The organism is Pseudoalteromonas sp. 2CM28B, assembly GCF_023161935.1.
Map to the genome: position 1 here is coordinate 66,257 of NZ_JALNTH010000005.1, position 24,525 is coordinate 90,781.

Below are 24,525 nucleotides of genomic sequence, written 5' to 3' on the forward strand. Positions count from 1 at the left end.
TTACCTTCTTAAGAATGCTTGTAATAATTGTTCGGTCTCGTATAAAGGTAAGCCTACAACAGCAAAATAGCTACCCGCAATGTGTGTAACAAAGCGACCACCTAAGCCTTGAATGCCATAACCACCGGCTTTATCTTGTGGCTCGTTTGACTCCCAATAGCTATTTATTTCTTCATCGCTGAGGGTTTTAAAGGTCACATCGGTACTCACCACACAACTTAGTACATCTGTTTGTGTAGCAAAAGCAACGGCAGTAAGCACTTGATGTGTATTACCAGATAAACGTTTAAGTGTTGTTATGAAATCGTTTTTATCGCGTGGTTTACCCAACGATTCGTTATCAATAACAACCACAGTATCGCTACCAAGCACTGGGCGGTCTGTGTAACCAAGCGCTACGCCTGTTTGCGCTTTTAAGCGGGCTAAGCGCTCAACCAATGCATGAGGCTGCTCGTTTGCAAGTGGGGTTTCGTCTGCATCTACACTGAACTGTTCAAACTCAATGCCTAACTGACTCAACAACTCTTTACGTCGCGGGGAGGCTGATGCCAAATATACTGCGGTTGTCATTACCTGATCCTAAAATGTCTACGGTATTTGCGAAGAAGTAAAAAGACCCAAAACCAGCTGACCATACCGGTCGCCACTGGCCACAGGTATTGTGGATTAAAATAAACACCTAATAAAAAGTGATTTAACCAAAATTGCATTAGGTGATACAAGGTTAAAAATAAGCCCACTAATAAGCTTTGCTGCCAAAGCGAAAAGTTACGTATTTTTTGAAAGTTACTTGCGGTCACAAATATACAAATAGAATACGTGAGTGAATTAACTCCTAATGGCGAGCCTAAGGCTAAGTCCATGAGTAGACCAACAACCCACGCGGTACCAATATTTAATCTATGCGGCACTGCCAGCGACCAGTACATTAATACCAGTAATACCCAATCAGGTCTGAAAGGCTCAAACGAAAAAGGCAGTGGCATTAATGCCATAATTAAAGCAAAAAAGATGCTTAGGGCAATTAACAATGAATAACGATTAATCATCGCTGATTTGCTCCTGTTGATTGCGCCATAAAATAACCAACAAACGAATGCGGTCTAGCTGTGCAATAGGCTCTGCAAATACTTGGGCAAATGGGCGTCCTTCATCACGGTTTATCTCGGTGACAACCGCCACCGGATACCCTTCAGGAAACGTACCGCCAAGCCCCGAGGTCACGAGTACATCACCAATGCGAACATCAAGGCTATGAGGTACATGCGAAAGCTTAACAACGTTAATTTTACCTATGCCTTCAACTACCGTGCGTACGTCGTTTCGTAGTATACGTACCGGCGTAGCATGAGTTGTGTCGGTCATTAGTAGCACGCGCGACGTGGTAGAGCCTACTTTCGTTAATTGACCAACAACCCCCATTTCATCAATTACCGCTTGGCCTTCGCTTAGGCCGTCGGTGGTACCGCGGTTAATAACCACTTGATGACTATAAGGGTTTGAATGTACAGAAAGTACTTGGGCTATTTTTTTACGATTAGATTGCTTAGCCGATGAGCCAAGTAAAGCACGTAGCTTTTGGTTTTCGCGGGCTAAAAATTGGTATTGCTGCAATTGCTCGCTTTGTAGCATTTGCTTTTTTTTCAGCGCTTCGTTTTCACTCAGTAACTGATCGCGGGTATGCAGGCTTTTAGCACCTAAGCTAAATATTTCGTAAGGTAGGTTGGCAACGTAAATTAATGGGCTGACAAGTGTATTGAGGCTTGTACGTACAACCGTGCCGCCTTGTGTAAACTTATCGCCCGCAATGAGCACTATGCTCAAAAGCACTGCGACAAAAAGTCGCAGTTGCAAAGAGATGGTTTGTCCAAACAGTAATTTCATTAATCGTAACTAAAAACGTCACCACCATGAACATCAATCATTTCAAGTGCTTTACCGCCGCCACGTGCTACACACGTAAGTGGATCATCGGCAACAACCACAGGAATGCCTGTTTCTTCCATTAATAAACGATCTAAATCTTTTAATAGTGCACCACCGCCAGTCAGAACCATACCGTGAGCTGAAATATCCGATGCAAGCTCAGGTGGAGACTGCTCAAGTGCAACCATTACGGCACTTACAATGCCCATTAGCGGCTCTTGGAGTGCTTCTAAAATTTCGTGCGAGTTAAGTGTAAATGAGCGAGGAACACCTTCGGCTAAGTTACGACCGCGTACTTCAATTTCAATTGGTTCGTCAGTTTTAAAAGCAGAGCCAATTTGATGCTTAATATTTTCAGCCGTTGCTTCACCAATTAGGCTACCAAAGTTACGGCGTACATAATTAATAATGGCTTCATCAAATTTATCGCCACCAATACGCACAGACGATGAGTAAACAACACCGTTTAGTGAAATAATAGCAACTTCGGTAGTACCACCACCAATATCAACAACCATAGAACCGGTTGCTTCTGATACTGGTAGCCCAGCACCAATTGCTGCGGCCATTGGCTCTTCAATTAGGTACACTTCGCGCGCGCCGGCACCCATTGCTGATTCGCGGATTGCACGCTTTTCTACTTGGGTTGCACCACACGGTACACAAATAAGTACACGCGGGCTTGGGCGCATAAAGTTATTGTTGTGCACTTGTTTTATAAAGTGTTGTAACATTTTTTCGGTTACATAAAAGTCGGCTATTACGCCATCTTTCATTGGGCGAATCGCTTTAATATTACCCGGTGTACGCCCTAGCATTTGTTTTGCTTCTGTACCCACAGAAGCAACACTTTTAGGTCCACCAGCGCGTTCTTGACGAATAGCTACAACTGAAGGTTCGTTAAGTACAATACCTTCTTCTTTTACATAGATAAGGGTATTGGCTGTACCCAAGTCGATCGATAGATCGTTTGAAAAAATACCACGGAGTTTTTTAAACATGAGGCTGGATGACCTTTGAAATACGTTCTTATGTTAGCTGCACTCACTTTAACATGCCTAATTAGATGAGCAATATAAAGCGCAACTACCTTTGTTAATTTGTGAAAAAAGGAAGCTAGGCTTCCTTGGTTAAATGCTATCGTTCGCGGACTAAGCGAAAGCCAATGTAGTTAGATCTAAAATCTGGCGCTAAAATTAATCGTGTTGAAGCACGTGCAAGGCTTGGTGCAAAGTTCCACGCTCCGCCTCTTACTGCAACATCAGATTCGCCTGATTCTTTAGCTGTCCATTCCCACACATTGCCTACGGTGTCATATAATCCAAATGCGTTAGGAGAAAAAGAACCCACCGGTGCTGCACGTTTGTTTGACCATTCGCTACCACACCAACCACAGTTAGCTAAATTTTTACCTATTTCGTTACCCCAAGGGTATTCTGTTTCTGTACCTGCGCGAGCGGCGTATTCCCATTCAACTTCATTAGGTAAACGGTACTGCTGCCCTGTTTCGCCAGAGAGCCATTCGGCGTACGCTTTCGCGTCGTTAAATGTTAAACACACTGCAGGAAAATCGCTGCTTTGCTCAAAGCCTGGGTTACGCCAGTTTAAATTAGCTTCCCATACGGGTTCGCCATTTAAATAATAAGCACACCCTTTGCTTTGCTCTGCTTGTGTTTTATACCCAGTACTTGCTACAAACGCTTCATAGGCACCTACGGTAACCTCTTTGGTTTGCATAGCAAATGAGCTGGCTATCACTTTTTCAATAACCGGGCGTTCATTTGCTAAACCATTGCCGTTAATATCGCCCATCTTAAATTTACCGGCGGGCACAACTACAACATTATTTTGTACATCAGCAGAGCGATTAGTGCTTGCTGTACGACTTACAGGTTTTGGTTGCTCGCGAGTGTAAGCCGGTGCAGCAATCGACTCAGACTTTTTTACTAAGTTAGCATGAATAGTCTGTGCTTTAGTTAAATCAACTCTTACTTTGTAAGGCTTATAGCCTAATTTACGTATTTCTACGTTATGCACACCACGCGGTAAACGCGTAACTAAACGCGTAGAGCCAAAGCTCACCCCATCAATAAACACTTCATCATCGTAAACATTTGAACGTAAAGTCAGCTCAACTTGCTGATTTTTCTCTTTATTTATAATTGATGGATAGTTTTTTTTTGTAGGTGCAGCTTTCACTGAGTAATCGCGCACTGGCTGATTGTTCATTCGCGATACAGACACAGTGTCGGTATTATCCGCGGCGTTGCTGAATGTTAACTGACTATCAGAGTAGGTTGTACCGTAACCAGGCTGATACGCTGTCGCAAGTGGCGAGCCATATTCAGAACAATAACGGTTATCTACGTTTAATAAGTTACATAGGCGGCTGCTGTTTACTTCGCCGCGCATGGTTACGCTTAAGTTAACGTTGTAATTGCCTTGTCCGCTAAATGCACTGTTAACTACATGGCTACTTAAAATTTGTACTTGTGCGCCTGCCATGTTGCGTTTTGGTTCAACAATTCGCTCTTCTGTTAAATTAGCAAATATTTGATCAACAAAGCGCTTAGTGGCTTTTTGTAAACCCATTTGCTGGCCGCGTTGCTCACAGGCTGCGAGCGTTTCGGTACGCTTACAGTTAATTGTGTGGTTTACTTCCAGTGTACCTTCGCGGGTAAACTCATTACGTAAACGCTCGACTCGGGCTGTAGTTAATTGCTCTTTTAAGCTTTCTAAGGTGTTTAAAAGCGTATGTTTTGCAACACGAATTTGCTCTATATCTTTACGATGAGATGCAATTGCCGCCAACTGCATTGAGATGTCGTCTTTATTTTGCTTATGATCAACCACGGCTTTTTGATAGCGCGATTGGGCAGCACTAATATCAAGCGTAGGATCGTCAATTAAGCGGCGATACATTTCGTTCATCGCATCAAGTGCTTGGTTTTTCTCTTTATCAAGCTCTGTAGAGCGAGAACGAAGTAGTTCAAGTTGGTTTTGTAACTGACTTTCTTCTTTTAAGTGTTTTTCAAGTATTTGTGTCGAGTTATCGTATTCTGTTTGTTTAATACTAATCTCTGATTCAATTCCGGTTACTGTTGCTGTGTCTTGTGCAAATGCACTACTAGCTAACAAACTAGCGGAAATTAACAGAGATAAAGGAGCAATTCGCATATATTCCAGTCCCAAAAAGCGGCAATTATTTGGTCGTTATTATTGTTTATTAGAGTGTACTCACTTTTGAAAGCTGAACATTTTTCAACCATCAAAAATCAATACACCCAATGCCTTATGCTATGTACTTGAAGCACAAAACACAAGCTTTGTTCAATTATTATCTTAGTTTACAACTATTCTCTTGTTTCACGCCAGTAAATAACCCGATCATTTCCTCTAAAGCGACCAAATTGCAAGATAGCATGGGGATCTTGCTGTGAATTATCACCAAGCCAATCCCACTTTAACCAATTTTCTGTTTCGTATTCTAATGTAAATGTACCACTGCCATTTGGTGTTGCATAAATAGCATTGTTTGTAGGGTAGCTGCCTGCCTCTAATGAACCCGCTGCGCCTGCACCATACTCATAGCTTAATATTGGCGTTGAAGGCGATATTTGGGATAACTGCGGATGCTCAAATACACTGCAGTTATCTTCGGTATTTAGTACAAAGCCTGTTCCATCAAAGTACTGAGCCTGCATAGGCACACGTAATGAGTCTAAATCTGAGCCGGCATTGTTGCCTAGCACTAACCGTCCAAAGCGAAAGTCTATTGGCACATCATTTAAACGCACGCTATTGCAATCAGTGCTGCAGCTTACTTGCGTACTCGGCTCATCGTTAGCATCAATTAACGTAGCGCCTTCTGTGTTAGTGACGGTGGCCATAAGATTAACCATAGTAAATGGGCCGTCGGGGCTATTTATAGCCAAGCGCGTTAACATGGCAGTGCTGTCGCTCATTTGCCACTGTCCATCGGCTAGGGTGTTCCAACTATTGCTGCTTATATTGGCTAACCTGCTGGTTAGCGTTGTTGCTGGTACATAATTACCAGCTTGATTGTTTTCGGCATTTATTTGTACTTGGGCTTTTTCAAAGCCTTGTTTGTAATTAGCCATTAGCTGGTTGTTATGATTAAGCGCTTGTACCGTAAAACCAAGCTCAAAGGGCTGATCTAAATAGGTTAAATTACTGCCTAACTGTGTACATTGCGCAGCAGCTTGAACACCTAATACTTGATAGTGCGATGGAGCAAACCGCCCTACGTTGTTTAGCTGCCCTTTTACATCGCCCACACCAAAATAATCGCCATCTTGTAAACCCGCAAATACGTTTATAATACCCACTTGGTCATAAGCGTACTGCGATATGGATTCACTCAAGCTTCCCGTATCTGTAAAGGCAAGGGTACTTAGCGCTTCAATTTGCCCCTCACTCCCAGAGCCGGGTAATACTAAGCTATGTGTTACTAAAGGAGACTCGCTAATGAAGTGTTTGGCAATGGGATTGCTATGAATAGCGCTATAGTTATCAGGTATCCCATCGTTGTTATTGTCTTGCCCTGCACGCCACTGTACTGCATTCATTTTTAAATTAAATGACTCACCCGTTAATCTAAATAAACTATCGTTTGCTGTTTGAGCATAGCCGTCACTTGCAACTTGCACCGCTAACCCAAAGGGCTTAACTACATATTCGTTAGAACTGCCGGTTAAGCTTACTGATAAATTAGTTACTGGGTCTAATACAATTGTTGCCCGTGCATTTAAACTTAATTTAGCGGCATCAGGGTAGTTAATAGCAATAGGGGCTTTTGAGTCTTGATCAAAGGTGAGCGAAAAAGTTTGATATGCTTGCTGCACGCTATACGTATTCGCATTATTACTAAGTTGTATTGGATCTGAACACGTAGCGCCGGCACTGCAGGTATAAGCTAAATCTAAATCAACTTGACCACCTGCAGGGAATGCGGCTTCGCATACGCCTGTTGTAGTATTTGTTTTAACCGCTTGAATGGATAGCTTGGCGGCATTAAAACCCTCGCTAGAGGGTTTACCAGATAATTGAGTGGGGATACTCGCTGTATTGGCTGTGTCGTTATTAAAAATAAACCCTGCATCAGAAAAAACCACTTTGCACCCGCCCAGCCCTACGTTACTACCATTAATATAACAACGCAGCGGTGCAGATGGGTCGGCGGTATTATAGCCAAGTGTGACGGTCCCTGTGGTACGCTTTGCAAGCGCTACTGTGGCAGAGCCTGTAAAGGTAATATTTTCACCGCTTACCCAGCTTTGCTGGCCACTGTTATCTGGAGACAGATCAAGTGCGGAAGGCTCATCGTACAGTAAATCACATGCATCGTTTGCACAGGCGGTTAATGTCATTTCTTTTGCTTGGCAGGTTAAACCTTGGTTATCACTTAATGATATGCGGTAGTGATCAAGCAAAACCGGCGTAAAAATACCGCAAAATCCAGGAATACTCTCTGGCACTGTTAACGCATCAAACGTAGAGCTGCCCTCGGTTATTACTTGTGTTGCAGCGGTTATAGAGCCCTGGTATGTGACATTTTGGGCAATTCTTACCTCCCCCGTTGCGACAATGTATGCGGCAATATTTGCATCAGCCGCAATGGCTACATCGCCATCGACATATATAGCTAAATACGCTCCTTCCTCAACCACAATATTCGTTTTGCCTATGTTCAAAAATGCGCTAGAAATTAGCGACGATGTATCTTTTAAAAAGATACGGGTGGGCGCTGTTACCTTGTACTCATCTTCCAATAAGTTAAGTGCTAGTTCGTCATAAAAATAATCGCCAGCTAACGATACAGGCACATCACCGGTAGAGCTTCCATCGTTTGTGACCGTGGGTACTTGCGCAGCTTGATTTGGCTCAAGGGAGTTATACCCAGTGGCTACACAGCCTTGGCCATTACACAAAGGTGGGTTGGTGAGTGCAGTTGATATTAAATTAGTGGTGGTGATAAATTGTGCATTGCTATCGGTTATTTCCACACCTTGAACAAGCTGCACTTGTCCATCATTGTAGGTAGAAATAGCGCCAGGAAATAAAGTATCGCAATCTAAAATATCGCCATTAAATACAAACGTACTGGTCATAGCTAATATAGAGGCTTCTTCTTTTACGTGGTTACGCTCTCTGTCGCCATCACGGTCTTCATCAACCACCAGCCCTAACCGATCCGCTCTTAAATTACAGCTGCGCAGCCACCCACCGTCTTCTTCAAGTCGGGAATTTTTACTTGCCACCACCAGCGGTGCCTCACTAAAGTTATTGTTAAAATTAAAGTAGTTACACCCATCATTCCAACCATCAACTTCGAATCCTGTAAAAAAGGTCTCCCACGACACTTCTACCCCATTGTCATCGGTAAAGGTGCGATTACTGCCAGGCTCTACAGCCATGTAGGCCACCGTTTCAGTTTGAATAACACCTAATGCGGTTTCTGAGGCCTCTAACGCTATATTTACCCCGCTTGTAGATAAGGAACCACTTTGCACTGCAATGGTTAAAAAAGGCACAAGCGCTTGAGACGGCGGGTTACTATCTAAACTATTTAGTGTTTGTAACGAATGAAAAAAGTTAGGCCTTACGGCAAACGGTTTATTAAAAGTCAGTGATTTGTAACCTTTAGGCGTGATGGGGGCAAACCCCGACTTATCACCGTATTGTAGCTCAAGGCGTAAGTCGGTGTTCCCGACTTCCATAATGGTCCCATCAGGAAATTCATGCACACCATATTCTACCGCTAAATAGTGCGCGCCCATGGTTATATGCTCGCCATCTTCTCCTGATGGCTCAAGTGGCAATGCTTCAAACCCTGTGGTTGTTACATTGCGTATTCTCACTATAGCGGGGTTACCGCCTTGATTAGTGGACAACATAAATACCGCAGGAGGGGTTATGTATTGCTGCTGAAAATTTATTTTTGTCCATATGGGTGAAGTGTACGTGTCTTGTAGCTCTATAAATCGCCCTTCAATTTTAGGCGGTACAGCCATAGCGCATCGGCTTAGTAGCAAACTTATTAAACATAAAATACAGAGGGTATATTTGCTCATGGTAATGTTTTAGCCTCCACACTTAGAGTACGTTGGGTTTGCCAATATTCCTTTTGACATGCTGCACCGGCAGCACAATCATTGGCGGCACACGTTGCAGAGCTTTGTAAGTAGTAAATATTAACGGTGCCAGAGCGGGTGCTGCTATCGGGTAAGGCTATGTATTCACTACAGCTCAGTTCAACTTCACAATTGGCTAGGTAGAGGGTGCTAAAACTCCTACTGGTGGTTACTGCACTGCATGTTTGCGCAGTGCTATTTAGTGCAAAAATTTCGCTTAAGCCGGTTTCTAATCCGCTTTGGGCTGCCATGTAAGCGCGCGCGCCGTAATACTCAATGGTATTTTGCTGCGCCGCACCCGATAACACTTTAGAAAGCGCCAGCCCTAGTGCCAGCAAAGTGACAATGATCACCAACGTAATTATGAGCAAATTACCCTGCTGCTTTTTAGCAAAACTGATGTTTTTTATATTAAGGGACATTAGGCACATGCACCTCATGGCTAATACTTATTTGTTCGGTGTCGTTAAACCCCATTTGCGCAAACACATTAACAACCGCGCTGCGCTGTAGCGAAATCTCACTTAACGTAAAAAAGGCTCTGCTCGTTAAGTTATTGGCAATATAATTACTCATTAAATCGCGTTTAACGCCCGAGCTAACCTGTAAGCTGGCGGCGTTTAATTGATTTGTAGTAAAGCCGTAGTTGCTATAGCGATACAGTGAATTACTTTCTACACAAAAGCTAACGGGCTGATCTAATAAATAAAGACGCTTACTCGGTGACTCTTGAGCAAATGCTTTGCTAAATTGCCATGTATCTAGCTCACTTGTAACGGCGCTGTAGCCGCTAACTTGTAGGCGTTTGTTTTGACTTTCATCGTATATATCGCTGCTATTTAATGGATAAATACTTGCCCAATCATTTATTTGTGGCTCAGTTAAATTATTAAGCGCAAAATTCACGGCGGTAATCTCAAAAGGGGCACTAGTGGGTAAGTAATCGGTATAATGAGTGGCAGATAAAAACGGCGTAAATTCTAAACATTGCTGCGTGCTACACGCTCCATTGCTGGCGTTATCACAATTTAAGCGCAGTGAGTTAGGGGTTGCGTGGCGAAGCTCTTTACTTAATCGGGTTAAAACAAAGCGACTTTGCGCCACCGCTTCTTGACGTTTCACGCCTTGGCTGTAAATATTAAATCCAGCGCTAATAAACGAAAATGACGCTACGGCTAAAATACCAATAATTACCATCACAAGTAATAGCTCAACTAAGGTAAAGCCACGCTTTTGCTTTGCTCTATTCATTAGTAATTACCTTTATATGCACTAAAGCCGTACACTTGCCCCAAGGGTGAGGTTACTTCAATGGTAATTCGTTTAAAGGCAACGCCATCGTTATTGGTTGCCTCGTTTAGGTCGCTGTCGTATTGCACGTTCACAACCAGTGAAAAGTCGCTGTATTGCGCTAATGTATTCCCTAAACTATCACTAATAGGCTGCCCTGTGAGCGCAATGTAATCATCAACATCGTTAAAATCAGCCCGTGCTTCACCGCTATCAGCACCAAGCTCAGAATGAGTACTACAAGGCTGGGCGCCTAAGCTTGTTTCGGAGCAGCGCCTAAATGGTGGCGTGCGCTCGCTATGTTCATCAAATGATTTAGCTAATATTTCGTTCATTAATGCTTGCCCAAGCTCTGAGGCCCTGAGTGCGACAATAGGCTCGGCACTTTGCTTTGCTTGAGGTGCTATAAGCGCCGTAATGATACTTAGCGCAATAGCAAACATCACAATGCCAATAATCAGCTCAATCAAGGTAAAACCTGATTGTATTTTAGGGGCAGGCATAAATAAGCCCTTCACCGCTAATGCACACCGCGGCTAGACCCAGGTCAATTTTACATTGTACTGTGCAATTTTGATCTGCTCGCCCAAGTGGGTCAAAGTTAATTTGCGTAAACACATTAGCATTGCTATCTAAGGCATTAAATCGTACGTCGCTGCGCTCGGTATTGATAGCAACAACTAAATACTCACTATTATTGGTACTTGGGCCGCCAGTACAGGTTTCTGGCTCTGGCCCCGCAACCAAGGTAGGTGAAATATACAGTTTATGGCAGCTGCTTGTTGCAGTATTTTGCATCGCGCGTAATTGTACTATGCGTAGGGCGTTTAATACCCTATCTCTGTATGAGTATGCTTGCTCTGTTGAACTTCCTAGCAACTTGGGCACTGCCGTTACCGACAGTATGCCCAAAATAACTAAAGTAATAATTAATTCAACCAGTGTGAAGCCACGCAATCGTTGATTACTACTGCTATTCATTTATGTAAATTAACACCCACTCGTAATAAGCGTAACAGTAGGAGGCGTCACAGACACAGGCGGTGTGCCGTCGTTTGCATCTGCTGCTTGTGTATACTCAATACGGCAATCATCAGTTTGCACGTAGCTATTAGGGAAAATAATTGCTTTTTCATCAGCAGCAACTGCTACAAGGTTAAAATCTGCAGAATCATCAGATGCAAATTCTACATCTAAAAAAGCTTCAAAAGCTGCTTCTGTCGCTGCAGGGTAGCCATAAACTATAGGTACGTTTGCACCACTATCTACAGAAACCGAATCAGCATCTTTTTTATGGGTACTTGCAATAATAGATTTACCATTAACGATGTTCATACCACTGCGAATTGAGCCTTGTAAACCTTCGAGTGTAGAAGCGTTAGCATCACCTTGAAGGTTTAAAAAACGAGGGGCAGCGGTCACCGCTAAAATACCTAAAATTACAATTACAATTATTAGTTCAACAAGCGTAAAACCTGCTTGCTTATTCATTGGTTGTTTTAATGACTGCGTTTTCATAAGTAAGCCTCTTTATAATTACTTAGTTTTTAAAAATTTGCACTTTGCCTGTTGTTGGAAAGTACGAAAACCCTACTTTTTTAGCCATAAGGGCGCCATCGGTAGGTAGGTTATTGGTGTTTAAATTATGAGTTAAATAATAAATACACTGGTTGTTTTTAGTGTTATGACGCACTAAATAACTCACCTTGGTTATTATAGAAACCTCGGTACTTAATGTGCTTGTTGGCGCATTTTGTAAAATTACACTTAATACTTTTTGGCATTGCAGTGCAGTCATTGCGCTGGCCCGCGTATCAGTATTAGTCGTTTTATCACCCGTTGGTGTGCCTCTGTGTCCATCGACACCAACAATGACACCTCCGTAATTAATATGTGTTGTATTATTAACGCCCTTTGGACGCCCCGATAATTCCCACTGACCTTTGACCATCAACACCGCAGAGGCAAATTCACCAGCCACCACATCCACACTCGCATTGTGTGCCTGATTTTTAATGCCTATGTATTGAGGTATAGCAAAAGCCATAATAACTGCCAGTAAAACAACTACTAAAACGAGCTCAAATAACGAAAAACCTGTTGCACGAACATGACAGTTAGTCACAATGGCTACCCTTTAATAGCCGACATCATGTTCCACATCGGCATAAAAATACCGAGTGCTAAAATAAGCACCATAATGGCAACAAACACCGTCAAAATGGGCTCTATTTTTGCGGTTAAACTGCGTAAATCGTAATCGACTTCTCGTTCATAAAAATCAGCCGCTTCTTGTAATAACTCATCTACGCGACCGGTTTCTTCACCCACTGCCACCATTTGCAGTACCAACTGTGAAAATAGCTCGCTACTTCGCGAAGCCCGCAACAAACTGTCGCCTTTTTCGATATCTTGACGCATGGTGATAATGGCTTTTTCCATGTAGCTGTTATCAACTGCATGGGCCGTTAACGACAGCCCTGTCGTCATAGGAACGCCCGAGCGCAGCACCATGGCTAAACTTTGGCTATAACGGCCAAGTAAGGTGCGTTTTAAAATATCGCCTACAAATGGAATTTTGAGTTTGTGGTGATCCCACTTAAAGCGCCCAGCCGACGTATTTAAATACCGACGCCATGCAACGACTCCCCCCACTAACATTAGCGCTAGCAGCCACCAATAATTGACAAAAAAGTTACTGGTGCCAATGAGGATCTGGGTCATTAAAGGCAGCTCTGCATCAAACTTTTCGAACATGCTGGCAAAGGTTGGGATCACAAAAATATTTAATATGATCATCGCAACTAAAAGCGCCAAAATAACAAACGTGGGGTAACGCATAGCGGCTTTTATGCGCTTACGAGTCTCTTGCTCTTTTTCAAAATAAATAGCCAGTTGATAAAACGCATCTTCTAATCGTCCCGACCCTTCTCCGACTTTAACCATAGAGATAGTTAAGCGGCTAAACACCTTGTTGTGTATAGCTAACGCACTAGATAGTTCACGGCCTTGTTCGAGCTGGCGTGTTACCTCAAGCAATACACTTTTAAACTCTTTATTTTGCGTGGTATCAGCAAGCCCTATCATTGCCCTAATAATGGGGATCCCGGCTTTAAGTAAAGAATACATTTGCCGTGAAAACATGATCATGTCATCAAGGGTTATTTTTTCGCTAAATAGGTTATCGAATAACTTTATATTGTTTTTTGTTTCAACTAACGAAATTGAAATAGGTATGTACTGGCGCTTTAATAAGCTATCGGCAACACCGGCCTCATTATTTGCCTCAACACGCCCTTTAACCAGCGCACCTTTTGCGTCTTTGGCTTTGTAACTATAAAGCTGCATCGTCATCACCTACCACTTCAGGTACATATTCAGCCACTTTAAATACCTCATCTAACGAGGTAATGCCTTGCTTTGCATACGTTAAAGCCATATAAGAAAGCGGTGCAAAATTAGCGCTATTTTTAGCCGCTTCACCAAAACGCTGCGTGTCGTTAATACGCAGGGCATCCATCATAGCGTCGTTCATTTCTAACAGCTCAAAAATCCCCACCCTGCCTTTGTAGCCGCTATGGCTACATGCTGTGCAGCCTTGGCCTCGCCAAAACTGTGTGCTGCTAATATCTTCGCCTAAATAGGTAAGCCAGCTTTGTTCTTGTTTATCTGGGTGATACGGTGTTTTACATTCATTGCAAATACGCCTAACTAAGCGCTGAGCAATAATAGCGCGTAGTGAGCTTGCAACTAGATAAGCGGGTGCTCCCATATCAATTAAGCGCATTGCGCTTGATATGGCATCGTTGGTATGTAACGTAGAAAGTACTAAATGGCCTGTTAATGCAGCCCTTAGGCCTATATCAACGGTTTCTTGGTCACGCATTTCGCCAACCATAATAATATCGGGGTCTTGGCGTAACGTGGTTCTTAATACACTGGCAAAACTTAAGCCTATTTTGTTGTTTATTTGCACCTGGTTTACCCGTCCAATGCGGTATTCAACCGGATCTTCTACGGTAATAATTTTACTTTCTTGTTGATTAAGCTCACTTAAAGCGCCATACAAGGTGGTCGTTTTTCCTGAACCGGTAGGCCCAGTCACTAACACCATGCCATGAGGGCGTTTTATAATGCTGCGCAGGCGTTTTAAAATATGCACCGGCATGCCCGTTTCATCTAACGATAAAAGCCCTGCAGATTGGTCGAGCAACCGCATCACAACTGACTCGCCATATTGCACTGGCATTGTCGATAAACGTACATCAATGCTGTGCGCGTGCACTTTTATATTAAAACGGCCGTCTTGCGGTAAACGCTTCTCCGATATATCTAACCCCGACATAAGCTTTAGCCTAAGTACTAAAGCAGAGGCTATTTTTACTTGGTTTAATGTGTGCTCTTGCAATACACCATCAACTCGTTGGCGAATGCGTAATAGCCTTTCATCGGGTTCTATGTGGATATCTGAGGCACGTACTTGTACTGCATCTTCAAATATAGATTGCAGTAGTTTTACTACGGTGGCGTCAGAGGTTTCATCTGCTAAGGAATTAAGGTCAAACTCTTCTACGTCTTCGTATTCTTCGTGTAGCTTTTCAGCAAAGTTAGTAATCTCTTCTGTTCGGCGGTACACATTATCAAACGCTGCCATAAGCTGGCTTTCTTGCACAACAGCAAGCTCAATTCGCTTAGGGGCTAGCATTGGCGCTAACTGATCCAACGCTCTCAAATCAGCGGGGTCACTCATTCCGACTAACACAGAATCCCCGTTATCTTCTATTACTAATGCTCGGTAGCGTCTGGCATAAACCTCTGAAAGTAATTTAGATACATCTGAAGATATTTTGCGCTGCGAAATATCTAAAAACGGTATTTGTAATTGTTGGGCTAAAAAGCGCAATAATTGCGGCTCACTTATAAACTCAAGCGCAATTAATGTAGCCCCTAACTTTCGCCCTGACGCAGCTTGCACATTAAGTGCTTCACTTAGCTGTGCTTCGGTGATCATTTGCTCATGAACGAGTAAGTCCCCTAAACGCATTTTTAAACTGGGTCTCATACAGCCTCCTTCAATGCGACTAAGCGCTGTAGTGCATGTTGCGTCATTGCGGCATTTAAACCGCCTAAATCTAGGGCAACTTTATAAAGGTGCTTTGCATCAGCAAACTCCCCTAACGCATCTTTTGAAGTAGCTAACGCCAGCCACCATTTAGCCTGCTGAGGCTGAAGCTGTGTAAGCTGTGTAAAACTCGCAAGCGCTATTTGATGTTGCTGCGCATTTTGTGCTGCAGTGCCTTTTAATACCCAAAACTCCAAGTTTGCTTGCGGCTCAAGTTCGGCTATGAGCAGTTTAAGTACGCCTTCGTACTCTTGTTGCATAATTAAAATTTTACTGAGCATTACACGCCACTGCACAACCTCAGGGTTTATTTTTATGCCAGCAATTAATAACTGCTGAGCCATAAGTACATCTTGTTGCTGAAAATACGTTGCCGCGAGTAAATTACGCGCTTCTATATGCTCAGGTTGTGTTTGTAAAATAGCGGTTAAATCGTTAATCGCATCATCATATAAAGCAAATTCCAACGCTTGTTTAGCACGCTTTAATTGCTGTGCTATGCGCTGGGCTTTGCTTTGTTTAACACTGGCAGTTTTTACTAATTTATTTTCAGCGGGCGGCTGCTTAGCCTGTGTAATGCTTTTTACTGGTGCACTGCTTTTTGCTTCAACTGGGGAATTTATTTCTGTGCTAGTGGCTACTTTAGCACTTACTTCTGTGGGGATTGATTTTTTGCTCAGTAGCGCGGCTTTGTCTGCAGCGTGTTGCTGTATTACTTCGCCTTTTGCCTGATCAAGCAATGCGTTATTGCTTTGTACCTGCGCCAGCTCTTTTTGCGTATCTGCATCAATATGAGCTGCTTTAGCGCCAGTGTTTTCTTCGCTTAATTGTTTTAAGGGCTTAATTACGGGGGTAATTTTAGCTTGGGCAATTTCAATCGGCTGGCTGTTATTATTAACCGCATATGCTTTTTCAGCCGCGTCCTTACTCGCTTGTGGTGCCTGTGCAAAAGGTAAATAAAGGTAGGCTGTAAAAATTAGTACAATCGCTAATAAAACACTCAGCACTTTAAATAATACATCGTGGTAGTCGCGTACAGGGGGAATAGCGACCCCGCCACTTTGCTGATTACGCTGTGCAGTTTGGCGCTGGTCGATATTTTTTAGCATGTTATTAATAACACTCATAACCATTGCCTCCATACCCACATAATTGCAATAACAAAAACACTAATAGCTAATAAGCTGTAAGCCCAGTAATGGTTAGCATGGTGCTTTTTGCAATCTTCGGTGTCTGCAATGGCAAGATGTATATGGCGCGGTGTTACTTTATTAAGGCCTTCACCGTATGCCTGCAGTAAAACTTTATGGCATAAAATATTGACCAAACGGGGAATACCTCGACTCGCACGCGCTATTTTTAACCCTAAACGATTCGTAAATAGTGGTGGCTGATTAAAGCCTGCCACCTGTAAACGGTGATTAATATAATAAATAACTTCACCGGCGGTCATTGCACGCAATGAGAAGGAAAAGCTGATCCGCTGGCGTAGTTGCCTCACTTTACTATTAGCAAGTTTTTCATCTAATTCAGGTTGGCCAAATAGCACCACCTGAATAAGCTTTTCGGTTTCGGTTTCTAGGTTTGTAAATAACCGAAGCGCTTCAAGTGTATCCCAACTCAGGCACTGCGCTTCATCTATTAGTAGTACAACCCGTTCGTTATCTTCTTGCAGCTCTAGTAAGTAATGGTTTATTTGCTGGCTTAACGATTGCTGATCTAGGCTTTTATCTACCTCCATGCCAAGTTCTACAGCAATAGCCCAACGTAATTCTTCAGGGCTTAAATAAGAATTAGGTAAATAAGCCACAAAGTAGTCTTCTTCAATTTGATTTAAAAGTTTTCTGCATAGTAAGGTTTTGCCTGTCCCTACTTCTCCTGTTACTTTTATAAATCCCTCCCCCATTTCTAGCGCTGTGGTAAGTACTTGCATCGCTTCGTGGTGCGGCTCAAGTGCACAAAAAAACTCGGTGTTTGGGGTTAAGGTGAAAGGCATTTCACTTAAATTAAAAAAGCTCAAATACATAGTTAGTTCTCATACCATGTATTTAACAACGCGCGGCTATGAGCTTGTTGCTTTTTCCACGTGTCGGGCATCACCACCGTTGGCTTGATTAAAATAACGAGCTCTTTTTTCTCTTGACGCTTACTAATACTTTTAAACAAATTACCTAATATTGGCACATCGCCCAAAATAGGTGTTTTCGACTCTTCATCTTCTGTGGTGGTTTGCATTAACCCACCAATTACGACTATTTCACCACTTTGAGCGCGGATCACCGTATCAGATTCACGAATATTGCTTTGTGCAAGCGGCAACTCAAAACGCTGATCATCTAATGTAATCACCTTGAGCTGCTCTTCTGTTTCAGTTACCGATGGGTGAACGTGCAAAATAACTGAGCCATATTTATCGATTTGTGGTGTGACATCTAAGGCAATTCCCGAAAAAAACGGAGTTAGATCTATTTCTGGTGACGTAGTCGTTGAGGTGCCCGTTACTGTTGTGCTCGAAACGTTAGTAACAAAGTACTCATCTTGCCCCACTTTAATCACGGCTTTTTGATTGTTTGTTGCAGTTACACGCGGGTTAGAAAGCATTTGCAGGTCGCCCTGCGTTTCAAGCAAACTAATTACGCCACTAAAGTCGCCTTTTTCAATCGTTAACGAGGAGACTCCTCCTAAAGTAGCTGAAATAGAATTACCTATGCTGCCTGCTGTTGTTGCAAACGACACCCCACCTTCTAACCCTCTAGAAATCCGCTCCCAGTTAACCCCTTGTTGGTATTCATCTTTTAAGGTTATTTCGACAATTTTAGCCTCAAGAATAACTTGTCGCTGAAGGTTTTCTTGGCTTTGACGTAAAAAGTCTTTTAACTGGTTTATTTCACTGGGTAATGCATTAACCGTAACCAAGCTTGCCTGTGGGCTGGCAACCACATAACGACCATCGTTTGAACCAATAAGCGATTTAAGAGCAACTTCAAGCTCCTTCCAAAAGTCGTTTTGGTTAATTGTTTGGATGCGAGAGCCATTTAGCTCGGTATTTTGATTATCGCTGCCAAACTGATTATTTTGGCTCGAATTATTACTACTGTTTGAGCTTGAATTTGAACTTGAGTTGTTTTGTGAAAACTGGCTCACTCCACCAGCAACAACACTTACCGTTGATTGCCCATGGCGCTGCATCATTAAATAATTAACCGGTATAGTTTCTGTGCGCATGACCGCTGGTAACACCTGCACAATACGACCTTCTTGGACAATATCTAACGGGTACATGCGTTTAATAACAGCTATAACTTCTTCAAACGTTACGTTTTTTAAATTTAAAGAAATAACTCCGCTCACCTTTGGGTGTACTGCCACGCTGTATGGAGTATCAGCAGTTAATCCATTAAAAAATGAGCTTATTTCTACCTCTTTTGCGGCTACATCAAAACGCTTTACAGCTAACTCATTTGTTAAACTTTGCTCGCTATTAAGTGATGAAAGTAAGCTTTGTGTAAGCGCGCTACTCACCTCTACCGGGGCAACACTTTTAGCATTATTGCTTATAGGAGCAAGCTCTTGTGCTATGTGTGGCTGAATCTCTTTTCCGGGCTTAAAACTATGGCACGCCGTTAAAAAAGGCGGTATTAAAATAAGCGCAAGCCATGGCTTTGTTATATTATTTTTTAATTTCATAGTCGTATAATTCTAATTTTATTTGCTTATCATCATTCGCTAACAGCACTGAATTGGCGTTTATTGTTAGCACCCGAAATTCACCTATTACATCTCCTGGCTTATACACCTGCTTAGAAATAATCGCTTTGTATTGCTTTTCGGTTTTAATAATTGACTGTAACGACAGCGCTGTATTGCTAACTGCAGCGCCTTTTAGTATTGGTGCATTGCTTGGCTGAGTAGGATCGCGCAGTATTTCAGCTGAACTAACAGAGAAAAAACACACGCAACACACACTCAAGCTATAAAGCGATAAATTTTTCATTGGCACTCACCGTTGCTATTTGTAGTGTTAACTCTGCATTTGGGTATGTTTGCACCTGATAGTTAAACTGCTGTATCAACAACTTTTGTTGGCTAGCTTTAAGGCCTTCTAAATACTGCTGTAAGCTAAAATAACGCCCCTGCAAAGTAACCACCATTTGGTGTTCGAAAAACAAGGTTTGCGTATCGTGCTCACCGAGCTTTTCTACATCAATTGCTTTTGCTGGGTTTACTCTAAAGCCAACCACTTGCACATCGGGGGTATTTACTAATAAATCCTTTAATACAGCAGGTACTTTGTTTGCTGAAATAAAGCCTTGGCTAAACGTACTTAACTTATTATTTATATCTTCTAGCTCGCGCTGGGTTTGCCCTACCTGATTTCTAAGTACTTTAGTGTAGTCATGCTCTAATGCCTGAGTAAGCATAGAGAGCTGTGCTTCATTTTGATTAAGTTTTTGCCACAATGTATTTTGTTCCACGCGTAAACTATTTACTGCATCTTGCTGTGGAAACACCACAAACCATAAACCTAAATAAACAATAAGAAATAAGCCAACAAACAGTACAGAATACTTTTCCCGCTGCTGTAACGCCGCAAATTGTGCTTGGTATTTAACAAATAATGGCCAGCCTTTATTTTCATTTTGCTCATTCATTGTGTTACCTCACTTGAACTAAGCTCTGTAGCCACATTAAACTCGCTCACGCCATCACTGCTCGACAGCTCCAGCACTGAAAACTCCTTCCCTTTAAAAAAGCTCGATTGCTTGAGATTAGCAAGCCAAATAGGTAAAAATTTGGCTTGCTGAGTACGCCCTTTGAGCATTACTTTCTGGCCTTCAAACTTTATCTGTTCAAGCCAAATTTGCGGTTCGTGGTACGCTGCCAAATCGCGCATCACATCGGCATAATCCGTTTTCGTGTGCATGGATGTGTTTTCTAAATAATCAAACACCTGCTGTTTATGCAAAATTTCTTGTTGTAGTACTTTTAGCTCATCTATCAAATGCGATTTATTTTGTTTATCAGCTAATCGCTGCTTTACCACGTTTAATTGCTGCTGCGTTTGCTTTAGATAAGCTTGGCTTTGTATAAGTAATTGCTGGCTATTGTGCTCTTCGTACAAATAAAACAACCAAGTTAATGCAACCACTAGCAATGTACCTAGCCACAGCAACAGCATTCCTTTAAAGGGCACGGGGTCCCGCCTAACCCTAATGGCTTTTTGGTAAAAATTAATCCGTGTTTTCATAGCACTGAATCCGGATCGGTTAATTGGTACGCTGCGCCTAATGCGTAATAAAAGCTTGGTTCGAGATCCTGTGCTAAATCTATATTAGGTTTAAAATCAACAACCTTTACTTGCAAAAATTCTGCAAGGCCAGCCCTTAATGTTAAAGACGATAAATCATCGCAATGCAGCTGAATGCTTCTGATAGGAGGCTGTTTTAGTTGGCTTTCAAAAAAATCCATTGATCGTTGGATCTCAAGCCCTAAGGCTTCAACCAAACCGTGTGTACGCTCTTTATCTGAAATGCCTAAAAACCCGTTTAAACGCCTAGCTAATAAAAGCTGACCATCACGAATAATTAAAATACGCGGCTCATGCCCTGCATGTTGCACTATAAGCATGTGCGCGCTTTTATCTTCGCCAAACAAGGTCACTAAAATCATTTCTTCCGAGGTCATTGCTCTAAGCACAGGCTTTATTTTTGAAAAGCTATCAATAAAAGGCAGTAACTGTAGTTTATTAGTAATAAACACATTCATTTTACTGCTTTGCATAGGCTGAACGATTGGGTAATCGATAAAGTCGGCAACAATGTTCTCTGGTGGAATATCAACTAAGTCTTTTGTTGTCCAAGGTAAGGATTGAATGATCTCTTCGTCACTCAGCATGGGTTTATCCATTTGCACTATTTGATAAAAATAATGAGGAACCACTAAATTTACAGGGCACACCTCAGCGCAAACTTCATTTGTGCAAGTTGCAATAGCGACTGTATAATCCGTTTGGTCCTCTACATTCACACTGTGTGAGTTATGTACGTACCACTGCCCTTGATTTTTTTTTTAAACACACCGCGTTTACTGTATCTGCATAAGTAGCAATACCAATCGCTGTGCTTGAGTCTAAACTGCGATTTAACCAAGATAACAACGAAAACAGCTTTTTTTTCATATAGCTACTATTGTTAATAAGAGATTAATTAAGTGTCGTACAAGTTTTTTAGTTTGCAAGTTTAAACACGAGAAATAATGCTTAATTTATTTAATATTGAAAAAGAAAGTCCAATACAACAAATAGATAGCGACTGTCTTAAAAAGAGAAACATACGGTTAAGTGTAAAAAGAGATGACTTACTTCACCCGCTAATAAGTGGTAACAAATGGCGCAAGCTAAAATATAATTTACAGCAAATGCAAGCCCTTAATAAAACACAACTCCTCACCTTTGGGGGGGCTTTTTCTAATCATGTTCATGCCTGTGCTGGGGCGGGTAAACTATTTAATATAAAAACCCACGCCATAATTAGAGGGCCACTCTTAGATACTCAAAACCCCACCCTGCAATTTGCTAAACAGTGTGCAATGGATTTACATGCGGTTACTCGTATTGAATATAAGCAGCGCCATGACCCAGATTATTTAGCCCAGTTGCAAGCACGCTTTACGCAAGCCTATATAATTCCAGAAGGTGGAAGTAATACATACGCCCTGCCTGGGTGTGCTGAGCTTGCTAAAAACTTACCAAAACATGATTACTTAGTATGTCCCACCGGGAGTGGAGGAACACTTGCAGGCTTAATTGAAGGTAGCTATGAGGCCACACAGCTGTTAGGAATTGCGGTATTAAAACAAGCCGAGTACTTGAACAAAGAAATTACAGCACTCAGTAAAAAAGCAGCTCAGCAATCCAATTGGCAGCTACTTACTGAGTTTCATGATGGCGGTTATGGCAAATTTAGTAATGACTTATGGCAGTTTTGCCAACGCATGCAGCAGCAACATAACTTACCTCTTGAGCCTATATACAGCGGTAAAATGATGTATGCACTATGGCAACTTATCGAGCAAGATTACTTTGCTGCTGGTAGTCATATAATAGCGATTCATACAGGCGGTTTACAGGGGCTCAATGGGCTAAAATATCGTGGCCTGATTTAAGGCTATCAACCTCTGGGCATTAAAACATGCTTACTTAGGGCCAGTTTAACCACAGTGCAATGTGTAACCTAGTGAGCTCTAAAACCGCTGCTAGAGTGGCCCTTTTGGCTGCGCTTAGCTTAAAAGGATTAACTGGCCTTAGTAAAACGTGGCATGTGTATATTCTTGCAAGGGCTCAGAAAAGTAAAAACCTTGTGCGGCAACTACGCCTAGTTTAGCCAACATAAGTAGCTCTTTTTGGGTTTCTACACCCACCGCGTACACAGGTATATTGAGCAACTTGCTTTGCGCCACAATGTTTTTAACTTGTTTTTGCTGTTGTGTTTTTTCATCCACATTATGAACAAGCGGATAACCCAGTTTTATACCGCTAACTAATTTTTGAGAAGCAATTTGGTTAATGTGCTCCACATTCTGTACATTATCAATCACCAGCAAACTTTGTAGGGCTGTCAGTTTTTCAAAGGCGCCTGCTAGTTGCGCTTGGTACTTAATAAAGTCTGCTTCGCTAATTTCAAACTGTAACTTTCGCTTTGTCGTAAAATCTTTCATATTAGTGACAAACCAGCTCCAAAACTGCTCGTTAAACCAATTACTTATATGCAAATTAACGCTCACCGTTAGAGCACTGGGCTCAGCTAAAATAAGCTTTTTAACTTGAAGTAGCACCGCTTTATCTAACTCAAATGCTTGGTGATTGTTAAAGTCTTGATTAATAAAGTAACGCGCAGCTAATAAACCGTGCGGTTGCTGCCTAATTCTTATTAGCACTTCATGTTGTACAATATCGCCGCTGGTGATCATAAATAACGGTTGAAAGAACAAGATAAATTTATTCTTTTTAATATTTTCAATAACCTGCTTACTTGAAATTAAGTTCCCTTGCTCGTGCTGTAACGCGAGCCTATGCCAGTGCTGAATTAAGCTTTTTTCTGAAAATACTAAAGCCGACTTAGCTAGTTTAAAAATAACGGGTTGCTCAGCCGCATATCGATAATCGCACAGACCAACCTTTATGTTTTTACGCGTTACTGTGCTTCGATAGCGCTTACAAATTTGATAAACGCATTCGTGTAGGCTTTCACTGTATGTATCTAGCTTTGCTACAGGGATATTATTTAAAGTAATAGCAAGGTTGTTAGCATCAAATACATTAACTGATACTGCAGGAAGCTCTTTAAAATATTTTGCTATCAATACCTTAAAGCTTGCTTGGGTATCGGTATTTTCATCAAACACACAATCACATTTCACTATGGCAAATAAGCTATGTCGCGCTGCACTAACACCGTACATAGACTTTACTTCGCAGTTTAATGTGGTGATTTGCGTAGAAAGTTTTTTTGCAGCTTTAGTTTTGCTGTAAGGCAATGGCAGGTTCGCTGCCGGTTTTTTTACTAATACTTTCCACCATCTAACCCACCAGCTAGTGGCACCTAATATAATGATATTTAATAATAAAAATAAGTAAGCTTGCTCCACCCAAGCAGGCCAGTGGTATAAACTTATGCTGAGCGTTTTATAGCTAAATACATCGTGCTGTATATCAACTAAGTATTTGAAGTGTTCGGCATTTGAGTGTGCAGCCAGCATAAAGCCCTTACTTTGCACCAATGCCTGCACTATTTCTTTATCGGCATTGGCATTAATTTGCAGCTCAAAAATTTGCTGCGTTAACTGCTGACCATTTTTATGAATTTTTTTATGGAGCGTATCATTTAAAAGCACATTAAAAATAATTACCACCAGCGTGAAACTGGTTAAGTAAATTATTTTTTTTTGCTCAGCAATTTTTATTAAGGCTTTATGCATAGTGCTCTCTGTGGCAACGCGACTATTTAAAGTGTTGTTCAAAATAGTCATTAGCAC

At 41.9% G+C, this 24,525-nt stretch carries 24 protein-coding genes; 1 reads left to right on the top strand and 23 read right to left on the bottom strand.

Annotated features, from left to right (window positions below):
- The 22 genes from MTN96_RS09180 to MTN96_RS09285 all read right to left on the bottom strand — a co-directional run bounded on the left by MTN96_RS09180 (nucleotide 1) and on the right by MTN96_RS09285 (nucleotide 21,670).
- The gene (locus MTN96_RS09180; protein WP_024032489.1) at nucleotides 1–570 is read right to left on the bottom strand and encodes a nucleoside triphosphate pyrophosphatase; all 570 of its coding nucleotides are present in this window, start codon (nucleotides 568–570) and stop codon (nucleotides 1–3) included.
- Nucleotides 570–1,049, bottom strand: coding sequence for a rod shape-determining protein MreD (gene mreD, locus MTN96_RS09185; RefSeq protein ID WP_004585757.1), 480 nt, complete (start codon nucleotides 1,047–1,049; stop codon nucleotides 570–572). Before mreD ends, MTN96_RS09180 begins: the two co-directional genes overlap by 1 nt.
- Nucleotides 1,042–1,884, bottom strand: coding sequence for a rod shape-determining protein MreC (mreC, locus tag MTN96_RS09190; protein ID WP_024032490.1), 843 nt, complete (start codon nucleotides 1,882–1,884; stop codon nucleotides 1,042–1,044). The genes mreD and mreC overlap by 8 nt, the downstream gene beginning before the upstream one ends.
- Entirely contained in the window at nucleotides 1,884–2,927 is a 1,044-nt protein-coding gene (locus MTN96_RS09195; RefSeq protein ID WP_002958401.1) for a rod shape-determining protein, read from the bottom strand. Before MTN96_RS09195 ends, mreC begins: the two co-directional genes overlap by 1 nt.
- A gap of 136 nt (nucleotides 2,928–3,063) precedes the next feature.
- The gene (locus MTN96_RS09200; protein ID WP_004585755.1) at nucleotides 3,064–5,103 is read right to left on the bottom strand and encodes a formylglycine-generating enzyme family protein; all 2,040 of its coding nucleotides are present in this window, start codon (nucleotides 5,101–5,103) and stop codon (nucleotides 3,064–3,066) included.
- A 176-nt stretch (nucleotides 5,104–5,279) separates the two neighbouring features.
- Nucleotides 5,280–8,960, bottom strand: coding sequence for an H-type lectin domain-containing protein (locus MTN96_RS09205; RefSeq protein ID WP_248531314.1), 3,681 nt, complete (start codon nucleotides 8,958–8,960; stop codon nucleotides 5,280–5,282).
- A gap of 56 nt (nucleotides 8,961–9,016) precedes the next feature.
- Nucleotides 9,017–9,502 (bottom strand): agglutinin biogenesis protein MshP, encoded by a 486-nt coding sequence (locus tag MTN96_RS09210; RefSeq protein WP_240452940.1) that lies wholly within the window; start codon nucleotides 9,500–9,502, stop codon nucleotides 9,017–9,019.
- Nucleotides 9,492–10,331, bottom strand: coding sequence for a type II secretion system protein J (locus MTN96_RS09215; RefSeq protein ID WP_064386209.1), 840 nt, complete (start codon nucleotides 10,329–10,331; stop codon nucleotides 9,492–9,494). Before MTN96_RS09215 ends, MTN96_RS09210 begins: the two co-directional genes overlap by 11 nt.
- Nucleotides 10,331–10,873 carry a prepilin-type N-terminal cleavage/methylation domain-containing protein gene (locus MTN96_RS09220; RefSeq protein WP_121636903.1) on the bottom strand — a complete coding sequence of 181 codons (543 nt, stop codon included), beginning with the start codon at nucleotides 10,871–10,873 and terminating at the stop codon, nucleotides 10,331–10,333. Before MTN96_RS09220 ends, MTN96_RS09215 begins: the two co-directional genes overlap by 1 nt.
- Nucleotides 10,860–11,351 carry a type II secretion system protein gene (locus MTN96_RS09225; RefSeq protein ID WP_248531316.1) on the bottom strand — a complete coding sequence of 164 codons (492 nt, stop codon included), beginning with the start codon at nucleotides 11,349–11,351 and terminating at the stop codon, nucleotides 10,860–10,862. The genes MTN96_RS09220 and MTN96_RS09225 overlap by 14 nt, the downstream gene beginning before the upstream one ends.
- Nucleotides 11,352–11,360: 9 nt before the next feature.
- Nucleotides 11,361–11,888: a prepilin-type N-terminal cleavage/methylation domain-containing protein gene (locus tag MTN96_RS09230; RefSeq protein WP_282451996.1), complete on the bottom strand. Its 528-nt coding sequence runs from the start codon at nucleotides 11,886–11,888 to the stop codon at nucleotides 11,361–11,363.
- Nucleotides 11,889–11,910: 22 nt separating this feature from the next.
- Nucleotides 11,911–12,495 carry an agglutinin biogenesis protein MshB gene (locus MTN96_RS09235; RefSeq protein WP_248531318.1) on the bottom strand — a complete coding sequence of 195 codons (585 nt, stop codon included), beginning with the start codon at nucleotides 12,493–12,495 and terminating at the stop codon, nucleotides 11,911–11,913.
- Between the two features lie 5 nt (nucleotides 12,496–12,500).
- On the bottom strand, nucleotides 12,501–13,718 hold the full coding sequence (locus MTN96_RS09240; protein WP_096041080.1) for a type II secretion system F family protein: 1,218 nt from the start codon (nucleotides 13,716–13,718) through the stop codon (nucleotides 12,501–12,503).
- Nucleotides 13,705–15,432: a GspE/PulE family protein gene (locus MTN96_RS09245; RefSeq protein WP_248531319.1), complete on the bottom strand. Its 1,728-nt coding sequence runs from the start codon at nucleotides 15,430–15,432 to the stop codon at nucleotides 13,705–13,707. Before MTN96_RS09245 ends, MTN96_RS09240 begins: the two co-directional genes overlap by 14 nt.
- The gene (locus MTN96_RS09250; protein WP_248531321.1) at nucleotides 15,429–16,619 is read right to left on the bottom strand and encodes a tetratricopeptide repeat protein; all 1,191 of its coding nucleotides are present in this window, start codon (nucleotides 16,617–16,619) and stop codon (nucleotides 15,429–15,431) included. Before MTN96_RS09250 ends, MTN96_RS09245 begins: the two co-directional genes overlap by 4 nt.
- Nucleotides 16,616–17,518: an ExeA family protein gene (locus MTN96_RS09255; RefSeq protein ID WP_248531323.1), complete on the bottom strand. Its 903-nt coding sequence runs from the start codon at nucleotides 17,516–17,518 to the stop codon at nucleotides 16,616–16,618. The genes MTN96_RS09250 and MTN96_RS09255 overlap by 4 nt, the downstream gene beginning before the upstream one ends.
- Nucleotides 17,519–17,520: 2 nt before the next feature.
- Nucleotides 17,521–19,179, bottom strand: a complete 1,659-nt coding sequence (mshL, locus tag MTN96_RS09260; RefSeq protein WP_126005690.1) for a pilus (MSHA type) biogenesis protein MshL — start codon at nucleotides 19,177–19,179, stop codon at nucleotides 17,521–17,523.
- Nucleotides 19,163–19,486, bottom strand: a complete 324-nt coding sequence (locus MTN96_RS09265) for a mannose-sensitive agglutinin biogenesis protein MshK (protein ID WP_004585744.1) — start codon at nucleotides 19,484–19,486, stop codon at nucleotides 19,163–19,165. The genes mshL and MTN96_RS09265 overlap by 17 nt, the downstream gene beginning before the upstream one ends.
- The gene (locus tag MTN96_RS09270; protein ID WP_024032505.1) at nucleotides 19,464–20,144 is read right to left on the bottom strand and encodes a hypothetical protein; all 681 of its coding nucleotides are present in this window, start codon (nucleotides 20,142–20,144) and stop codon (nucleotides 19,464–19,466) included. Before MTN96_RS09270 ends, MTN96_RS09265 begins: the two co-directional genes overlap by 23 nt.
- On the bottom strand, nucleotides 20,141–20,740 hold the full coding sequence (locus tag MTN96_RS09275; RefSeq protein WP_248531325.1) for a PilN domain-containing protein: 600 nt from the start codon (nucleotides 20,738–20,740) through the stop codon (nucleotides 20,141–20,143). The genes MTN96_RS09270 and MTN96_RS09275 overlap by 4 nt, the downstream gene beginning before the upstream one ends.
- Complete coding sequence (locus tag MTN96_RS09280) at nucleotides 20,737–21,399, bottom strand: MSHA biogenesis protein MshI (RefSeq protein WP_248531327.1); 663 nt, start codon at nucleotides 21,397–21,399, stop codon at nucleotides 20,737–20,739. Before MTN96_RS09280 ends, MTN96_RS09275 begins: the two co-directional genes overlap by 4 nt.
- A 130-nt stretch (nucleotides 21,400–21,529) precedes the next feature.
- Nucleotides 21,530–21,670, bottom strand: coding sequence for a hypothetical protein (locus tag MTN96_RS09285; RefSeq protein ID WP_248531329.1), 141 nt, complete (start codon nucleotides 21,668–21,670; stop codon nucleotides 21,530–21,532).
- 77 nt (nucleotides 21,671–21,747) lie between these two features.
- On the opposite strand from MTN96_RS09285, the gene MTN96_RS09290 reads away from it, so the two are divergent.
- The gene (locus tag MTN96_RS09290) at nucleotides 21,748–22,656 is read left to right on the top strand and encodes a 1-aminocyclopropane-1-carboxylate deaminase/D-cysteine desulfhydrase (protein WP_248531331.1); all 909 of its coding nucleotides are present in this window, start codon (nucleotides 21,748–21,750) and stop codon (nucleotides 22,654–22,656) included.
- A 138-nt stretch (nucleotides 22,657–22,794) separates the two neighbouring features.
- On the opposite strand, the gene MTN96_RS09295 is transcribed toward MTN96_RS09290, so the two are convergent.
- Nucleotides 22,795–24,468, bottom strand: coding sequence for an EAL domain-containing protein (locus MTN96_RS09295; RefSeq protein WP_248531333.1), 1,674 nt, complete (start codon nucleotides 24,466–24,468; stop codon nucleotides 22,795–22,797).
- Nucleotides 24,469–24,525: the final 57 nt, after the last annotated feature.